The sequence below is a fragment of the Kribbella sp. WER1 genome (assembly GCF_054189145.1).
In genome coordinates this window covers 7549143-7566727 of the sequence record NZ_CM135186.1, presented here as the reverse complement: position 1 = coordinate 7566727, position 17585 = coordinate 7549143, and the positions used below count along the sequence as shown (strand labels likewise).

The following is a 17585-nucleotide window of genomic DNA, read 5'->3' as shown; positions in this document are numbered from 1 at the left end:
TCTGGTCGTTGCCGAGACCGGCATTGGGTTATGTGATCGCGGTGGACGTGATTGCGGTGACAATAACCACATTGTCCGTCCGGAGCACCGTTGGTGGCCCGAATTCCGGTGTTCGGCATTCGGAGTGGATCGCGTTCGCGGTCCTGGCCGCGGCGTCGATCCTGCACCTGGAGGCCGCCCGCGGGATCGAGCGCCGGCGCGAGATGGCCGCCAACACCTCACCGCACACGAACCTCAAGTGCCTGTGGATCTTCGCGGCGCTGTTGCTGCTCCCGCTCTCGCTCGTCATCCCGCTGGTCGTGCTGGCGTACGGCTACTCGTGGTTCCGCGTCTACGGTCGGACCGTCGCCCACCGCAAGGTTTTCTCCACTGCGACGTACATCCTGGCCAGTGCGGCCGCGGCGGCGGTGCTGCGCGGCGGCGGTCTCGTCGGCCCTCCGCGGCTGCCGACCGGTTTCTGGTCACTTCTGGTCGTCATTGCCGCCGCTGCGACCTGGTGGCTGGTGAACTACGCGCTGGTCATCGGAGCGATCCTGCTGTCCAGCCCGGATGCGACGGCACGTGAGGCGCTCGGTGAGCTGTCGGACCAGCTGGTCGTGTGCGCCGGTCTCGGCCTGGGGATCGCGATCGCCGCAGTACAGACGTCATACCCATGGGTGGTCCCGGTGCTCATGGTCACGGTGCTGGCGCTGCACCGCGACCTGCTCCTGCCGCAGTACCAACGCGCCGCCGGTACGGACGAGAAGACCGGTCTCGCCACGTCGTCGTACTGGGCGAGCGCCGTGCCCGTCGAGCTCGCTCGCGCCGACACTCTGCGCAGTACGGTCGGCCTGCTGATGCTCGACCTGGACAAGTTCAAGGAGATCAACGACACGTACGGTCACCCGGCCGGCGACGAGGCACTCCGCGCTGTCGGCGAGTCGATCCGCGCGGAGGTTCGGCAGGGCGACCTCGTCGCGCGGGTCGGCGGTGACGAACTCGCGGTCCTGCTGCCGGGAGCGCTCGAGAGCGAGGTGCTCGAGATCGCGGAGCGGATCCGGGAACGGCTCGTCGGCCTGGCCGTCCCGGTCAGCACCACCGACGGCCGGACCGCCAAGCTCGACGGCATTCCGGCGTCGTTCGGAGCGGCGGTCTACCCCGACGTCGCCGGCACCATGGACCAGCTCGTCCTGGCGGCCGACGACGCGCTGCTGACCGCCAAGCGGTCCGGGCGGAACCAGATCGTCGTCGCCCGCCCGATTCCGCCGGCGATCACGGACCACCCCGCGGACAACCCCTCGGACCGGTCGGTCAGCGACTGACCTGGATCAGGGCCTTGCCGTGGAGGGCGCGGTTTTCGAGCGCCTGGTGGGCCTCGGCGAGGTGGGCCAGGGGGTAGATCCGGTCGATGACCGGTTTCAGGTCGCCGGTGGCGGCTCGGGTGAGGACGTCGTGGGCGGTGACTGTGGTGGTTGTGGAGTCGGCGCGGAGGTCCATGATGCCCTTGACGGTGATGTCGCGGCGTTCGGCGGTTGCCGGGTCGATGGGGGCGAAGGTGCCGCTGGGGGCGCCGTGGGCGGAGAACCAGCCGCCGTCGCGGGTGACGGTGAAGGCGGTGGCGCCGAGTTCGCCGCCGGCGCCTTCGAAGACGATGTCGGCGCCCTGGTTGTCGGTTGCCTCTAGCACCGACTTGTCCCAGGACGGCTGGCTGTAGTCGATCAGTACGTCGGCGCCTTGGGCTCGGCTCAGTTCGAGCTTCCGATCGCCGCGGGCGGCGGCGATCACGTGGGCGCCGGCCCTGTGGGCGAGTTGGGTGAGGAGCAGGCCCATGCCGCCCGCGGAGGCGGTGATCAGGACATTCCGGCCGATCATCGGCGGGGCGAGTTCCTCGAGCATCAGCGCCGTGAAGCCGTCGCCGTACACCGCGACCGCGGTCGGCAGGTCGAGCTCCGGCGGCAGTTCGGCCTCGGGGGTGAGGACGGCGAGTTCGGCGTGGCCGCCGAAGCCTTCCGGACGGCCGACCACGGTCTTTCCGATCCAGTCCGCGGGGACGCCGGGACCGACGGCGCGGACCCGGCCGCCGAGGTTGCTGCCGGGGACGTACGGCGGTTCGACGTCGAAGAACTTGCCGTGGCCGCCGCGCCGGATCGCGGTCTCGACGAAGATCAGGTCCGCGAGCTCGACCTCGACGAGCACCTGCCCGGCGGCGGGCACGGGGTCGGGTACCTCGCGGGTCTCGATCACTTCCGGACCGCCGAACGCGGTCACCACTGCTGCACGCATGTCCATATCTCTCCTGTTGGGGACTCCGAGCCTGCAACCTCAACGTTGGTTCAGGTCAAGTTCTGTCGGTGCTGCCGCGTACTGTGCGGGCATGTTCGACGCCGTCTTCGTGCCCGCCGATCCGCCGCGCGCGGGCCGGCTGGCGCTGTACGGCGATCTCGCCGACGAGACCGCCGACGGCACCGTCGAGCTGGTCCTCCCCCGCGGTACGGCGGTGCGCCGGACGATCGTGCCGGCGCGGCTGCTGACCATGGACGAGGTCGTCAGCCGGCTGACCGAGCCGGACGGGGACGCCTCGGAGAGCTGGGCCGCGTGGCGGGCGGCCGGGCTCGCGGGGCTGGTGCTGATCGGTCGCGGCCGGCTGGTGCCGGACCGGAGCGCGGAGGGGTACGGCGCGTGGCGGGTGGCTCCGCTGGATCCGATCGACCACGCCTGGCTGCGGAACCTCGGCGCCGCGATGCCGGCGTACGGTCATGCGCTGCCGATCGCAGGCACCCGTCCGGTGCGGCTGGTCGAGCCGGAGCAGCTGATCCGTTCCTTCTGGGACGCGCTCGCCGACGCTCTCGTCCGTACTCCGGCGGCCGCCGTCGCGGTCCGTCCGGGTGCGGCGCCGTTCGCCGCCGTCGAGCCGGCCACGCTCCCGGGCGCGACGGCCTGGCTGGACGAGACGGCGCTGGCCGAGCAGGCGGGCACCCGGCTGGTACTGCGGATCGAGCCGCCCGAGACGGCCGAGGACTTCCGGGCGGTGCTGCAGTTGCGGAGCGGGCTGGATCCGAGTCTGCTGGTCGATGTCGCGGATCTGTGGAGCGCGCCCGCCGCCGTACTGACCGCGCTCGGCGAGCGTGCCGAGACGGACCTGCTGCTCGCACTCCGGCGCGGCGCGCGCGTCTGGCCCCCGCTCGGTACGGCGCTGCGCGACGCGGCGCCGGAAGACATCCCGATCGACGACGTAGCGCTCGAGGAGCTCGCCGAAGGCAGCCCCGAACTGGAGGGCGCCGGGATCGAGGTGCTCTGGCCGACCGAGCTCTTCGCCGGACAACTGGCGCTCCGGGCGAGCGTCGCGACACCGACGCCCGGCGCCGTCACCGGGCCGGACTTCAACCTGAACGACCTGGTCGCGTTCCGTTGGCGGCCGACGCTCGACGACCAGGACCTGACCGAGGCGGAGGTCGCCGCGCTGGCCGAGGCGAAGCGCCCGATGATCCGGATGCGCGGCCGTTGGATCCGCGTCGACCAGGACGTCGTCCGCCGGCTGCGGGACCGTTCCACGCGGACCCTGACCGGCGCCGAGGCGCTCGGAGCCGCGCTCACCGGGACGATCGACGTCGACGGCGAACTCGTACCGTTCGACGCCGACGGTTCACTCGCCGAACTGCTCGCCCGGCTCCGGTCCGCGGAGGAGCCCGCGCCGTTCGCCGAGCCCGTCGGTCTGCGCGCGACGCTGCGCGACTACCAGCGCCGCGGCGTCGCCTGGATGGCGCAGCTCGCGCACCTCGGCCTCGGCGGCTGCCTCGCCGACGACATGGGTCTCGGCAAGACGATCCAGGTGATCGCCCTGCACCTGCAGCTGAAGGGCCGCGGCCCGACGGTCGTCGTCTGCCCGTCCACGCTGCTCGGCAACTGGGAACGCGAGTTCGAGCGGTTCGCCCCCGATGTCCCGACCCGGCGATACCACGGCGCCGGGCGGACACTCAGCGATCTGGCCGCGGACGAGGTCGTGCTGACGACGTACGGCGTGGTCCGCCAGGACCACCGGCTGCTCGGTGAGATCGCATGGGGCCTGGCCGTCGCGGACGAGGCGCAGCACGCGAAGAACCCGTTGTCGCGGACCGCCCGCGCACTCAGGACGTTGCCGTCGGCAACCAGGATCGCGTTGACCGGTACGCCGGTGGAGAACCGGCTCTCCGAGCTGTGGTCGATCCTCGACTGGTCGGCGCCCGGGCTGCTCGGCCCGCTGGACCGGTTCCGCCAGGACGTCGCCGTACCGGTCGAGCGGTTCCACGACGAGGAGGCGACCGCGCGGCTGGCCCGGGTGACGCGGCCGTTCCTGCTGCGCCGGCGCAAGAGCGACCCCGGGATCGCGCCGGAGCTGCCGCGGAAGACCGAGCACGACGTCGTCGTACCGCTGACGACCGAGCAGGCCACGCTGTACCAGGCGGTCGCGAAGGAAACGCTGGCCAAGATCGAGGAGGCGTCGGGGATCGCGCGGCGCGGGCTGGTGCTCAGTCTGCTGACGCAGCTGAAGCAGGTGTGCAATCACCCGGCGCAGTTCCTGCACGAGAAAGGCCCGCTGGAGCGGCGGTCCGGCAAGCTCGCCGCTTTGGACGAGCTGCTCGACGTGATCCTGGCCGAGGGCGAGTCCGTGCTGATCTTCAGCCAGTACGTCGAGATGTGCCGGCTGATCGAGGCGCATCTGGCGGCCCGTCAGGTGCGGACGTTGTTCCTGCACGGCGGGATCGGGGTGCGGAAACGCTCCGAGATGGTGGAGCAGTTCCAGGCGGGCGCGGCGCCGGTGTTCCTGCTGTCGTTGAAGGCGGGCGGGGTCGGACTGACGTTGACGCAGGCGACCCACGTCGTGCACTACGACCGCTGGTGGAACCCGGCGGTCGAGGACCAGGCGACCGACCGCGCGTACCGGATCGGGCAGGACCGGCCGGTGCAGGTGCATCGGCTCGTCACCGAAAACACGCTCGAGGACCGGATCGCGACGGTCATCAACGCGAAACGCGACCTCGCGGACGCCGTCGTCGGGTCGGGCGAGGCGTGGCTGAGCGAGCTGTCCGACACCGAACTGGCCGAGCTCGTCGAGCTGTCGACCGGGCCGGTGAAGTCCGGGTCCGCGAGCGCGTACAACCCTTCTGCGGTAGGGAAATCCGATGGCTGACGAGGGCCGTACGCCGTGGCAGGGCTGGCGCCGTTCCGGCGAGGACGCCGGGCTGCCGGCGGCGCGTGGGCCGGGGAGCCGGCGGACGTTCGGGGCGACCTGGTGGGGCCGCGCGTGGCTGGAGGCGCTGGAGCAGCGGGCGCGACTCGATCCGGGGCGGCTGTCACGCGGCCGGTCGTACGCGCGGCGCGGCAGCGTGCTCGAACTGACGGTCAGCCCGGGCGAGGTCGAGGCGGTGGTGCAGGGCAGCCGGGTCACGCCGTACCAGGTAACGGTGCGGATCCGGGCGTTCTCGTCGGCCGAGTGGGATGCCGTGCTGGACGTGGTGTCGGCGCAGATCGGGCGGGTCGCGGCACTCCTCGACGGGGAGCTGCCGCCCGAGGTCGTGGACGACGTACGGGCGACCGGGCTGGACCTGCTGCCCGGTGCGGGCGAGGTGCTGACGAACTGCAACTGCCCGGACTTCGCCGTACCGTGCAAGCATTCCGCGGCGGTGTGTTACCTGGTGGCGGACGCGCTGGACGACGACCCGTTCGCGCTGCTGCTGCTCCGGGGACGCCGAAAAGACGAGCTGCTCACAGCGCTACGAGCCCGCCGAGGCGGGACAGCCGCGCCATCCACACCACCACATCCGCCCGCCCCGGCGGGCATCCCGGCAATCGCCGCCTTCGCCCGCCACCTGCCGGCAGCTGCGCCCGTCGTGCCGATTCCGGTGCCGCCTCGACCGCTGGGAGCTCCCGGCGTTCCGGCCGCGGTGAAGGTCCTGGATCCGCCGCGGTCGTCCGGCGTCGACGTACGGGACCTGGTCGCGCTCGCCACCGACGCCGCCCACCGCGCCTGGCGCCTCGCATCCGGAGACGCCCACGCCGCGCTCACCTTCGACCAGGACCTCGCCCGCCGCGCAGCCGCCGCCCTCGGTACGCCGGAACTCGCCGACCTCGCGCACCGCGCCGGCATCCCCGCCCGCCGCCTCACCACCTGGGCCACCGCCTGGCACCACGGCGGCCCCGGCGGCCTGGCCGTCACCGTCGACGACCCCCACGACGTCCCTGCGGAGGCCCTCACCGAAGCCGTCACCGCCCTCCCCCAAGCCATCCCCGAGGCCAACCGCATCACCACCGGCAAACTCCAACTCCGCCTCGGCAAAGACAACCTCTGGTACCGCTTCGACAACCACTTCAACGACTGGACCCTGACCCGCCCACCGTCAGCGGATCCCACTACTCTCCTCTGAAGCACTGTCCTGGGGAGGAACCAATGCACCGCCGAGCGACGATCACCGCTGTCCTACTGCTGGCGCTGCTCGGCTGCAGCCCCCACACCACCAACCAGGCAGCCCCGACTCCAAACCTATCCGGCGACCTGTGCGAACGTGTACGCCCAACACTCCCGGGCAACTGGACCACCGAACGCGGCGAGTACCGTCCCGCGGCGCCGCTGTCGGACGGCTGCACTCTGGTGGATCCGGCAACGGCCGCACACCGCATTCGCGTCTTCGTCTCGATCCTGCCCGTGACAACTGAGCAAGCGGTCAGGTTCCGCAAGGTCGACGAAGCCACGGTGGCGGCCGGCGGCTACGCCGCGAAGGTCAGCGACGGTGGGATGGGCGACGGTTCGTGGGCGCTCAACCCGGCCGCGGCTGCGCCGTGGCTGGTCTTCCGCGTCGCCGGCCGCCAGATCCGGCTCAGTGTCGAGAACTCCGGCGCCGGCACGATGGACGAACTCCGGTCCATCGCCCGTGCAGTCACCACCCTCGCTGGAGGCCTCGCCGCAGCACCTCCCACGGTCGTTCGACCGGAGTGCGCCGTCGGCACCGCGGCCGCCGAACGGATCCTCGGTACGAAAGCCGTTCTGCGACGCGATGCCCTGGTCGACAATCACCTCACCTGCGAGTGGGGCTCGGCGATGCGCACGGTCGCGGCTTTCGCGAGCGCCGACGGCATGGCGGACTTCGGTATGGTCAAACAGGCCGCGACCGCCGGGCTGGCCCACCGCGTGACCGTCGGCGCCGAAGGCTGGCAGCAGGACGACGGCTATCTGCTCTTCAAGACCAGCCGGGACGAGTACGTGACGGTCGTCTCGCTCCCGTGGGACGAGATGCGGCCGAAACCGATCGTGACGCTCGCGCGGGCGATCGCCCCTGCCTATTCCTGATTGTTGCGCGCGGCAACGAATGCCTGGGCGATGCGGGTGATCAGGTCGTACGGGATCGGCTTGTTCAGGGGGAACTTGAGCGTGCCTTTGCCGGAGATGTACTGCGTGAGGTCCTCGCCGATCGGGGGGATCGGGTAGAGGGCGATGTGGGACTTCCAGCCGCTGAAGTGCAGGAGACCTGTCCCGTCGAGCGTGATCGCGGGGATCTGGTAGCTGATCTTCTCCTCGGCGCCCGGTACGGCGTCGTGGATCGTGCGGCGTACCTTTTCCAGGATCTCCCGCACGTCCGGCGGGAACGACGCGATGTACTCGTCAACGGTGTCTGCCATCTGGTTATCCTTCCGCGGGCAGCGGTGTGAACGGCATCGGTTCGGGCACCGGCGTGGCGTCCCACGGTTCGTCGAGTGGGGTCGGGCGCCACTTCCATTTCTCCGGCGCGCCCGACGTGCGGCCGGTCAACCGCAGCAACTCCGGCCACGGCTGGTCCACCACACGCGGCTCGTGCGGGAACAGCCGCGTCAGCACCCGGTCACACAAGTCGGCGGGCGGCTCCAGCGCGCAGTCCAGCCCCGCGGCCAGATCCTGCCCGTGCACCAACCACTCCACGCAGGCCATCCCGGCGAACCCTTCCGGATCGCCGATCCCCCACGGATGGAACGCTCGCGTCCGCGCCGGGCTCGCCCGGACGACCAGCGCCAGGATCCGCCCCGCCGCCTCGACGAAGTCCAGTACGCCGGCCGGTGGCGCGAGCGGTTGGGCCTGCGCCGACCAGCGGACGTACTGCGTCCGTGCACCGACCGCGAGCTGCGAAGCCCAGTGCAGGTTGGCCTGCCCGATGTGCTCGGCGGTCTTCCGGCAACTCCACTCGATCGACCCGGCCTGCACCGCCCAGTCGGCGTCCACGGCCGGTCGCAATGCCTCGACCACGCACTCGGTTGCTGTCTCGACGTCCTCTGCCGTCACCACAGATTGCTCCTCTCGACCCCATCGAGTCTGCGGGGTCGAGAAGTTGAAAAACAGTCTGTTGCGCGGCGGCCAGTTCTGTACTAAATAGAAGGAGGACGGCGTAGCGACGTGTGCTGTTCGAGGGCCGTGACGAGGTTGTCGGCGATCTTGGCGTGACCGGCGACGGTCGGATGGACCTGGTCGGTGCAGTCGTCCTCGGTGATCCAGCCGGTGGAGTCGATGCAGACGACGTTCGGGTCGTCGAGGGTCTTGACCGCAGCCTGGATCGTGTCCGCGTGCTTGCCGTTGAACGGCGTCAGCGACACGATCGTCGTCCCCGGGTACGCCGCCCGCACCCGGCGCACGTATCCGGCGTACTCCTCGATCTCGAGCGTCGGGTCGTTGACGCCGAGGTTGATCACGACAACGTCGGGCTGCTCCACTCGCTCGGCCCGCGAGCCCGCGAAGTTCCAGCCGAACGAGTCCACACCGGACGGCACCTCGCCGTTCCCCGGCTTGCTGATCCCCTGGCTCCCGAACCCGACCTGGTACGCCGTGGCGCCGAACGCGCGGGCGGTCAGATACGCGTACGACGTCGTACCGTCCGCGCCCTCCGACTCCGGGTGCGCGCTCAGCGACCGGACGCCCTGGGTGATCGAGTCGCCGTAGAACTCGAGCCGCGGACCGCCCGGCCGGCCGCTGAGCCGCAGCACCGACCGGGAGTCGAGCACCAGCCCCGCGAAGACCACCGCGCATCCGAACGGCGGGTTCCACCGGTTCGCGTGCTCGTTGACGTCCTTGACCACGATCGTCACCTGATGCCGGCCGTCGGGCGCGGACAGCTCGATCACCGGCGCGTCGACGACGTACAGCGCAGGCTCGTTGTCGTCGACGGTGATCCACAGGTGCGGCGCGACCGTCAGCCCGTCGGTGTCGAAGAGCAACTGCAGCCGCTGACCGGCGTACGAGAAGGAGATCCGGGAGCCGGAGTTGACGGTGACCGCCACGCCGGGCTGGTGTCCCCACTGTCCTTCCAGGATGATGCGCGGGTCGGACGGGGCGACGACCTCGCCGGGCTCGAACGTCACGGGCTCTCCTTCTGTTGTCGGCCAGCCCATTGTGCCGAACGCGTCACCATCCTTCCTTCCGAGCCCGCGCCTCGAACAGCAGGATCCCGGCGGACAGCGCGACGTTCAGCGAGTCCGCCCGGCCGAGCATCGGGATCGACACCGCGTCGAACCCCTCGGCGTGCCAGGCCCGCGACAGGCCCGCGCCCTCGGATCCGACCACGAACGCGGTCGGACCGTCGTACCGCGGGACCCGATACGTCCCGGTCGCCGCCGGGTCGGCGAGGTGGACCCGGAACCGGTGGCTCCGCAGCCAGGCGGCCGCGGCCGGGATGTCGTCGAACTCAACGATCGGCGTGGAGAGAACGGTGCCGCGGCTCGCGGAGTACACGGCCGGATGCGTGGGGCGGGCGCGGCGGCTGGTCAGGACGAGGCAGTCGGCGTTCGCGGCGTCCGCGGTACGGATCAGCGTGCCGAGGTTGCCGGCGTACTCGACGCCGTCGGCGACCAGGACCAGCGAACGGTCGGAGAACCGGAACGCCTGCGGTCGCCATTCGGGGACCCGGGCGATCGAGATCAGCCCGTCGGAGCGGCTCTTGCGCGACAGCCGGGTGAGCAGCTTCTCGGAGATGCGGTACACCTCCTCCGCGCGGTCGGCGTACCGGTCGACGTCCGGGATCCCGGCCTCCGGGCACCAGAAGAACGCCTCGAGGGTGGCGGACGTGGTCAGCAGACGGTCGTTCCCACGTTCCTTCGACCATGATCCGGCCGGGCGAGCCGTCCTTGCGCAGGGCGAGCAGGTCACGGACACGGGGGTGCTGCGCGCCGATGGGGCGAGCAGAGGGATGCACAGTCATGTGCAGGCTCCGTACGGAGAGAATCAGCAAGCGCGCCGGGGACACGACGGTCCGCTCCGGCGGGGCGACACCCGTGGGTGCCGTGGTGCTGACGCGGCCTTCCCGACCGCGTCAGCCAAGGATTCTCATCACACTCCGGATCGTAGGCAGCCGCATGCCCGCCGTCATCCGGTTTTCCACAGGCGCCCGGCAGGCGAGTTTTGGTCTGTCGGTGCGGGTGGTTAGAGTCCTTTTCTCACGGGAGGGAGTGCGGATGGACGCGACATTGCTCGACGCCGAGGCCGAAGCCGCGGTGCTGCGCGTCTACCGTCAGGTGTTCGCCGTGCTCGCCCGCGAGGCCGGCGCGATGATCGTCGATCCCGAGCTGCTGGACGTCGACCAGGCGATCCTGGACGCGTTCGCCGAGGCCGGCAGCGACGGGCTGACCGTCGAGCAGGCCACCCTCGCCTGCCGGGCGTATCCGCACGACATGATCGTCCGCCGGTTCGACCTGCTCAGGCAGTACGGCGCGATCACCAAACTCGTCGACCGGCCGAACGAGTTGCGCCACCGCGCCGCGTTCGCGCCGTACGTGATGCTGATGTTCCTGCGCCGGATGTCCGTCCAGGGCGGTCAGGCGGAGCTGCATCAGCTGCTCACTCTCGAGGCGCACAGCGTCAGCGACCCACAGGCGACGGCCGAGGACGGCAAGGCGTCCGTCGAGCGGCTGACCAAGGTGTTCCGGCTGCTCGGCAACGAGCTGGCGATCCTGGTCTCGACCAGTACGACGGCGCAGCTGCGGGAGAACGCCCAGCTCGCGTGGGGCAACGAGCGCCTGATCGAGCAGGCCGGGGAGGTGCACCGCCTGGTCCTGGGCCGCTGGCCGACACTGCATCGGGACTGTACGTCGCTCCGCATGGCCCTCGCCGCGTACGCCGACGCCGTGCAGCTCGCGGCCGGCCGACTGGTCGAGCGGGCCGGTACGACTCGGGCGCTGGGGCTGCTGCCGATCGAGACCTGGCTGACGTTCACCCGGAGCAGCGAGCCCGAGACGCTGGCCGCCGTACTGGATGGTCTGCTGTTCGACGCCGCCGCGCCGGACTTCTCCGCGCAGACGATGGTCGAGGCGGTGGAGACCGGGCGCCGGAGCGGGACGGCCCGGATGGCGCCGCCGCGTCCGACCAGCGACCTGGACGCCCCGGAATCGGCCGCCGCGACGGACCGCGAGGACCTGCGCCGCGAGGCGGAGCGGGTGCTGGCCGGACGGGCATCGGTCGACATCGTCGAGGTCGTGGACGACGCCGGCGACTGGATCACGGCCCGGCGCGTGCTCGCCGAGCTGACCGCGGCGCACCTGCACGACGAGCTCGAGTACGAGCTGGTCTGGTCCGACGGCATGCGGATCGACCCGGAGGCCGGGACGCCGTGGGTGACCGAGGGCGTGTTCCGCCGGGTGGTCTCGTGAGCACCGAGGCCGTGGAGCGCCGGCTGTACAACGCGCTCTGGTGGGCGAAAGTACAGTCCGCCGGGCCGATCGAGGTCGACCCGGACACGCCCGCCGTCGCAGGTCTCACGCGCGCCTCGTCGCCGGACGGTGTCTGGCTGGTGCCGACGCTCCCGTCCGGCGCCGGTCACAGCGTGCTGGAGGAGCTCGGCGCTCCCCCGGTCCCGGTCGAGCTGCCGAACGAGACCGCTCGCCTGCTGGCGATCTGCGTCGCCTGCTGCTGGACGGATCGCAGCGCCTCGCCGTGGCCTGGTGGGACCGGCACGATCGCGCAGGTCCGGTCGGTGTACGCCGGGATGCGCGGCCGGGCCGAGCAGCCGAGCGACATGACCCTGATCATCGGCAGCCTGCGCCGCTTGCACGCGACGCACTGGCTGCTCTGGAACGACGCAGCCGGCGAGGTCCGCCTCGGTCCGCGCGTGGTCACCTGGAGCCCGGCCGACCTCTCGACGCTCCGCGACCTGTGCCGTCATCTCCCCGATCCACCTGCGGCGGAGGTGCCGGGTGACTGACCATCACGCCCTCTTCGACCCGCTGTTGCAGGACCTCAGCGACCGGTCCCGCGACGAGGTGCTGGCCGCGTTCAGCGCCGTGCAGTTCGCCGCGCACCCGGTCGCCGAAGTGCAGCTGGCCGGTCTGCGCGACGTCACACTCCGCCGGCAGGTGCAGCGGATGCTCAAGCTGATCGGCCGCACACTCGTCCACGTCGACGGCACCCATTGGACGGCCGGGTTCGACGACGACATCGCGGCCAGCCTCGCCGCGCAGGGCTGGCAGCCGTTGTCGGTGATCGACCGCGCGGTGCTCGTGCTCGTGCTGATCCACTCGGTCGCGATTCCCCGCAGCGAGGGCATCCTGACCGGCGACAGCTGGAAGTCCGCCCGGCCGACCACGGTCGACGAGCTGCGCACGACCCGGATCAGCGGCGAGGAGCGGCGGCTCTCGCTGCAACGGCTGCGCGCGGCCGGGCTGATCCAGCTGTCCGGCGACCACTCGGGCGGTCCGTCATACATCCCGGGTCCGCAGCTGCAGCGGCTGACGCCGGCCGCTCGCCGTCGCCTGCAGGACCAGCTGATCCTCGCCGCTGCCCCGGCCAGCCCGATCGCCGAAGCCATCCGCGCCCGCCACGGGGTCCCTGTCGAAGTGGGAGAAGAAGCATGAGTGACGACGGGCCGTTCGACATCCTCGGGTCGAAGGTGCTGCTCGGGGTGCAGGTCGTCGACCTGTCCCGGCTGTCCACGCACCCGATCCCGATGATCGGCCGCGGCCTGATCACGGTCGCCGGGCAGGGCCCCACCGACTCCAACGGCGCCGGCAAGTCGTCGTGGATCGCCGCGCTCAGCCTGCTGCACGCGGACGACCAGTGGCGACTGACCAGCGGTGCGCCGGGCGCGGCCGAGCTGCTGTTCACTGCGGAGGCGGCCGGCCAGGAGGGCAACTGGTCGAACGTCGACCGCGGGTACATCGTCGGCGTGTTCTCCGACCCGGACCTGACCGACCTCGACGAGATCGAGACCGCCGCGGTCACGGTGTGGATCCGGATCAACCGCAAGGCGTCGTACATCGACCTGCGCTGGAAACACGGCCTGCACATCCCGTACGGCGCGACCGAGGCCGAGCGCGCCGCGGGCGCCGACGCGCTCTGGGCCGCCCTCCCGCATTCGAACGGCCGCACCGACTTCCACGCGAACAAGCTCTCCCAGGTGCTGTACGGCGGCCAGGTCCGGTGCGTCTCGTTCCTGTCCACCTCGGTCCGCTCCAGCCCGACCGCGAACCTGCTGGCCGAGCCGCTCAACGAGCTCGGCCCGGCGCGGATCTTCAACGCGATCGCGACGCTCACCGGCCTGGACCACGAGCTCGAGCAGGAGCAGGCGCACCGCTCCGCCGAGCACACCCAGCGCGAGGCGACCAAGCAGGCGACCACCGACCTGCAGCGCTGGGAGCAGGAGATGGCGACCGTCGAGGCCGGCATCCTGCAGCGGGCCGCGGCCCGCGAGGCGCTCGCCGCGGCGAAGGAGTCCTGGCGGGCGCGGTCCGCCCGGCACCTCATCGACGGCTCCGCGCGGAACACCGAGATCCTCCAGGAGGTCGCGGCGCTGGACGAGCGGGCCGCCGAGCAGGAGGCCCGCAAGGAAGCGATCGAGACCGAGATCGACGCGTTCGGCAACGAGGAGAACCTGCTCCGCGACGTCCAGCTGACCCGTCAGGAGCGGGACAAGCTGGACGCCCGCGACCGAGAGCTCGACCTGGCGCAGCGGTCGGTGCGGGAGCAGCTGGAGCGGCTCGGTCAGGAGCACCGACGGCTGCTGGACGCGGGCCGTTCCGCGGACGGGCGAGACCTGGCGGCGGCGGGTGCGGAGCAGGTCGAGGCCCGCGCCGTACTCGAGGAGCACATCGGCCGCGACCACGCCGCGCGTTCCGCGGTCGGCCACGCGACAGCCGAGCTGCGCGAGGCGGAGAGCGGTCAGACGGTGTCGGCGCCGCAGCAACAGGTCCTGGAGAACGCCGGGATCGAGTGCGGCGCGCTCACCGACATCACCGAGCTGCCCGCGTCGGACCGTGCGGAGTGGGAGCCGCGGCTGGCGCCGTACCGGGAGGCCGTCGTCATCGACTCCGGCGACGCGACCGTGGCCGCGACCGCGCTCGCCGACGCTGGGTACTCCGGCTTCCTGCTGGTGCTGGCGAACCGGCCGGGCACCACGGCGTCCAGCAAGCGCGGGCCGAAGTCGGCGGACAAGCGGTTCGTGCTGGACGCGTTCTTCGCGGCGATCGGCGAGCGGGCGACCAAGGACAACATCGACGACGTGGCCGGTGTGGTCGCGGTCGGGCAGTTCGACGAGCCGATCACCGGCCGGACCGCACGGATCGAGGCAGCCCGCCGCCGTGTGGAGGCCGCGGTCGAGGCCCGAGCCCAAGCCTCCGCCGCGCTGGAGCAGGCGCGGGCGCGTGTCGACCAGGCGGAGCGCCGGACGGCGGCCGCTCGGGCGCTCGCCGATGCGGAGTCGGTGCAGGAGCAGATCCTCGCGCTGCGCGAGACCGTCGACCGGCACGAGACCGACCGGGACTCGCTCGCCCCGCGGCTGCAGGCAGCGAAGGAGTCCGCGGAGACCGCGGCCGGGCAGCAACTCGTCCGCGACGAACGGCTGAAGAACCTCGAGGCCACCCGCCGCGACCACGACCGGATCCTCGACGAACTGACCGGCCGGCGGCTCGCGTTGCGTGAGGAGCAGAGCGCGCTCGACCTCACCACCCGGACGACGGCCTGGGGCGGCACCCCCGAGGAGGCCGAGGAGTTCCTGCTCGCACAGCCCGACGACGCTCAGCGACGGACGACCGCCGACTGGAACCACCAGGCCTGTACGCAGCTCGACGACGTCATCCGCCGCTGCTTCCCGAACGCGCGCTCCCGCGAGGAGATCCCGGCCGAGCTGTGGGAGATCCTGAACGGCCCGGACGGCTGGACGAACGGAACGCTCGGCGACCGCGTCGGCCTGGTCCCGGCGCTGCAGCGCACGCTGAGCAGCCACCTGGCGCAGCACGAGACGTTCGACAGCCTGCAGCAACAGCAGATCGCCAGCCAGCGCGCCGAGCGGAACGCCGCCCTCGAACGCGCCCGCGAGGGCCTCGACGAGGCGGAGAGCACGGCTCGCGCACACCGCACGTCGCTCGCCGACGGCATCAAGGCCCGTCTCCGGCTGGTGTCCCAGGAGTTCGACCGCCTCGACCAGCAGTACGGCGGGTACGGCGCGAAGCTCGAGTTCCCGGAGCCGGACCCGCCGGCCGAGCCGGACAAGCCCTGGCGCTGGACGGTGACGCCGAAGTGGCGGCGTTCGGAGGGCGGGCCGTTCTCCGCGTTCAACGTGAAGGGCAACACCGCCCAGATGGACGAGAAGGCGGTGAAGCTCGTGTGCGCGGCGGCGCTCGCGGGCGGGTCGGACCGTCCGTTGCTGCTGATCCTCGACGAGCTCGGCCGCAACCTCGGCTCCCAGCACCGGCGGGAGGCGGTGGCGCTGTTCGAGCAGATCGGCCGCGACCGGAACATCACGGTCATCGGCGCGCTGCAGGACGACATGGAGCGGTACGCCCTCGCCTCGTCCCGGCTGTACGTGAAGCTCCGGCGCAGCTCGGACACCATGCCGTACAACCAGGCTCCGGTCGTGAAGGGCAACGAGGAGAACTCGGCCCGGGTCGAGTTGCTCCGCGAGTGGATGTCGTCGTACCGCGGCTCCACCCCGACCCTGGAGCTGGCCTCGCCGACCCTGACGTAGCTTGACACTTGTCCAGATTTCGACACGTGGTTACCAAAAGAGGACCCCGATGCAGACCGCGGACCTCCGGGTACAGCAGTATGGTCCGGTGACTTTTCCGGAGAGCCGCCGTACCCGCGCGCAGCGAGTGCACGGAGCTCTGGTCAAGCGGTCGTATGACGGCGTACCGTCGCCAGCATCCCCGCCGAAACGGCCGCTTCATGATCGGAGGGCGTGAATGGCATCCTGGCTGCTCCGCGCCCAGTGGTCGCACCGTGACGAGACCGTCGAGCACCGCGCGCTCCGCGTCGGCCGGACGCTGACCGCGGTCGCCGTCGCGTTCCCCGACGTCCACAACTGGACCCAGGACGAGCGCTGGGGGTACCACGTCCTCGAGGCGGACGGCTCCACCCCGCTGCAGGAGATGGTCGAGGCCACGACGAAGGTCCTGGCGAACGGTACGAGTACGACCCGGCTGCATCTGCAGAGCACGGGCGAGCTGCCGTGGCTGTTCGACCTGTCCATGGGCGGCACGATGACGACCGTCTCCGACCAGCTGACGCTGCATTGGAGCGACGACGACGCGCTCCTGCAGTCGGAGCGGTTCGCGCAGGTCCTGCGGGCAGTCGTGACGATCTGGGAACCCCAGTGGGCGAGCATCGCCGACACCGAACTGGCCGCCGCGGCCGGCGTCTTCCGGCGCGGCATCCCGATGATGGGCTGGCTCACGTACGTCCGCGGCATGGTGGCCGGCGCCCCGGGCATCGACATCACGCTCACGCCGTACGAACGCGGCACGCTGCTTCAGGCTCCCGTCTCCCCCACCGACCTCACCCCTGTCCACATCTGCGCCGCGGCTGCGCTGGTCGGTATCGCGCCCGAGGAGTAGTCACTCCGACCCGCCGGGCTGCAGGCGTGCCAGAGCGCGCGTCAGGTCGCCCAGTGTGGTGTTCAGCTGGGTCAGCACCGCGCTGTCAACCGGCACCTGGCCGCCGTCCAGACCGAGGTTGGCGGCGAACCGGACGTGCGCGTCGGGCGGCGCCTGGTTGAGGTAGGTGTCGAGGGCCTCTTGGAGCAGCGGGCTCGGCACCGACTCGGGTCTCTCCCGCCATTTGGTCAGCGTCCGGGGCGAGATGCCTAGTCGCTCGGCGAACGCTTCGTTGGTCAGCCGCAGCGCCGTACGCAGGGCGTGGGCGTGCCGGCCCGTCCACTCGTCGATGATCGTCATCCGTCCAGCTCCCTTGCAGGTCGATTACTCCGTGCAATGAGAATATGGCGATTCGGTGACCGTCGGTGGGCCGAATTTGTGCGCTGTGGATACCGGTCGAGTTCCTGGTGCGGACAGCCCGCCGGCCGTTGACTTGGGTCATGGACGAGACCAGCGGACGAACCGCGACGCTGCTGCGCACCGCACAGCAGCGTCACCTGCGCATCGCGAACCGTTCCGGCCCGCGCTGCTTCCAGCTGTTCCGGCACGAGGACGTGTCCGGTGTGAGCGGTACGGGCGTTGTCGCGGAGGGCGTGCTGTGGAGCGACGGGACGGTCGCGCTGCGCTGGGGCGGGTGCTACCCGACCACGACCGTCTGGCAGGACGGGATCGACGCGCTGCTGTCCGTTCACGGCCACAACGGCCGGACCACGATCCGCTGGCTGGACGAGTAGCCATGCGTATCGATCGCCGGCGGG

The 17585-nt window shown here is 71.2% G+C and carries 16 protein-coding genes; 10 read left to right on the top strand and 6 right to left on the bottom strand.

Annotated features, from left to right (window positions below; genetic code table 11):
• Positions 1-71 precede the first annotated feature (71 nt).
• A complete protein-coding gene (locus ACXJJ3_RS37030; RefSeq protein ID WP_458166584.1) occupies positions 72-1301 on the top strand; it encodes a GGDEF domain-containing protein in 1230 nt (409 codons plus the stop codon).
• Here ACXJJ3_RS37030 and ACXJJ3_RS37025 read toward each other — a convergent pair.
• Complete coding sequence (locus ACXJJ3_RS37025; RefSeq protein ID WP_458166582.1) at positions 1291-2262, bottom strand: zinc-binding dehydrogenase; 972 nt, start codon at positions 2260-2262, stop codon at positions 1291-1293. The genes ACXJJ3_RS37030 and ACXJJ3_RS37025 overlap by 11 nt on opposite strands.
• Positions 2263-2353: 91 nt before the next feature.
• On the opposite strand from ACXJJ3_RS37025, the gene ACXJJ3_RS37020 reads away from it, so the two are divergent.
• The 3 genes from ACXJJ3_RS37020 to ACXJJ3_RS37010 are packed head-to-tail and all read left to right on the top strand — an operon-like array spanning position 2354 to position 7300.
• The gene (locus ACXJJ3_RS37020) at positions 2354-5146 is read left to right on the top strand and encodes an SNF2-related protein (protein WP_458166581.1); all 2793 of its coding nucleotides are present in this window, start codon (positions 2354-2356) and stop codon (positions 5144-5146) included.
• Entirely contained in the window at positions 5139-6380 is a 1242-nt protein-coding gene (locus ACXJJ3_RS37015; protein ID WP_458166579.1) for an SWIM zinc finger family protein, read from the top strand. The genes ACXJJ3_RS37020 and ACXJJ3_RS37015 overlap by 8 nt, the downstream gene beginning before the upstream one ends.
• Before the next feature lie 23 nt (positions 6381-6403).
• Positions 6404-7300 carry a hypothetical protein gene (locus ACXJJ3_RS37010; protein ID WP_458166578.1) on the top strand — a complete coding sequence of 299 codons (897 nt, stop codon included), beginning with the start codon at positions 6404-6406 and terminating at the stop codon, positions 7298-7300.
• Here ACXJJ3_RS37010 and ACXJJ3_RS37005 read toward each other — a convergent pair.
• The 4 genes from ACXJJ3_RS37005 to ACXJJ3_RS36990 all read right to left on the bottom strand — a co-directional run bounded on the left by ACXJJ3_RS37005 (position 7291) and on the right by ACXJJ3_RS36990 (position 10117).
• Positions 7291-7629: an iron chaperone gene (locus ACXJJ3_RS37005; protein WP_458166577.1), complete on the bottom strand. Its 339-nt coding sequence runs from the start codon at positions 7627-7629 to the stop codon at positions 7291-7293. The genes ACXJJ3_RS37010 and ACXJJ3_RS37005 overlap by 10 nt on opposite strands.
• Before the next feature lie 4 nt (positions 7630-7633).
• Positions 7634-8266 carry a hypothetical protein gene (locus tag ACXJJ3_RS37000; RefSeq protein WP_458166576.1) on the bottom strand — a complete coding sequence of 211 codons (633 nt, stop codon included), beginning with the start codon at positions 8264-8266 and terminating at the stop codon, positions 7634-7636.
• 80 nt (positions 8267-8346) lie between these two features.
• The gene (locus ACXJJ3_RS36995) at positions 8347-9333 is read right to left on the bottom strand and encodes a GDSL-type esterase/lipase family protein (RefSeq protein WP_458166575.1); all 987 of its coding nucleotides are present in this window, start codon (positions 9331-9333) and stop codon (positions 8347-8349) included.
• 43 nt (positions 9334-9376) lie between these two features.
• Entirely contained in the window at positions 9377-10117 is a 741-nt protein-coding gene (locus tag ACXJJ3_RS36990; protein WP_458166574.1) for a TrmH family RNA methyltransferase, read from the bottom strand.
• Positions 10118-10422: 305 nt separating this feature from the next.
• Between ACXJJ3_RS36990 and ACXJJ3_RS36985 the strand changes: the two genes are divergently transcribed.
• The 5 genes from ACXJJ3_RS36985 to ACXJJ3_RS36965 all read left to right on the top strand — a co-directional run bounded on the left by ACXJJ3_RS36985 (position 10423) and on the right by ACXJJ3_RS36965 (position 16788).
• Positions 10423-11613, top strand: coding sequence for a hypothetical protein (locus tag ACXJJ3_RS36985; protein ID WP_458166572.1), 1191 nt, complete (start codon positions 10423-10425; stop codon positions 11611-11613).
• Positions 11610-12164: a hypothetical protein gene (locus ACXJJ3_RS36980; RefSeq protein ID WP_458166571.1), complete on the top strand. Its 555-nt coding sequence runs from the start codon at positions 11610-11612 to the stop codon at positions 12162-12164. Before ACXJJ3_RS36985 ends, ACXJJ3_RS36980 begins: the two co-directional genes overlap by 4 nt.
• Positions 12157-12813, top strand: coding sequence for a hypothetical protein (locus tag ACXJJ3_RS36975; protein WP_458166570.1), 657 nt, complete (start codon positions 12157-12159; stop codon positions 12811-12813). The genes ACXJJ3_RS36980 and ACXJJ3_RS36975 overlap by 8 nt, the downstream gene beginning before the upstream one ends.
• Positions 12810-15920: a chromosome segregation ATPase gene (locus ACXJJ3_RS36970; protein WP_458166569.1), complete on the top strand. Its 3111-nt coding sequence runs from the start codon at positions 12810-12812 to the stop codon at positions 15918-15920. Before ACXJJ3_RS36975 ends, ACXJJ3_RS36970 begins: the two co-directional genes overlap by 4 nt.
• A gap of 217 nt (positions 15921-16137) precedes the next feature.
• The gene (locus ACXJJ3_RS36965; protein WP_458166567.1) at positions 16138-16788 is read left to right on the top strand and encodes a hypothetical protein; all 651 of its coding nucleotides are present in this window, start codon (positions 16138-16140) and stop codon (positions 16786-16788) included.
• Here ACXJJ3_RS36965 and ACXJJ3_RS36960 read toward each other — a convergent pair whose 3' ends face one another.
• Positions 16789-17127 (bottom strand): helix-turn-helix domain-containing protein, encoded by a 339-nt coding sequence (locus ACXJJ3_RS36960; RefSeq protein ID WP_458166566.1) that lies wholly within the window; start codon positions 17125-17127, stop codon positions 16789-16791. It lies immediately after the preceding gene.
• Positions 17128-17267: 140 nt separating this feature from the next.
• Between ACXJJ3_RS36960 and ACXJJ3_RS36955 the strand changes: the two genes are divergently transcribed.
• Positions 17268-17561 (top strand): hypothetical protein, encoded by a 294-nt coding sequence (locus tag ACXJJ3_RS36955; protein ID WP_458166565.1) that lies wholly within the window; start codon positions 17268-17270, stop codon positions 17559-17561.
• Positions 17562-17585 lie beyond the last annotated feature (24 nt).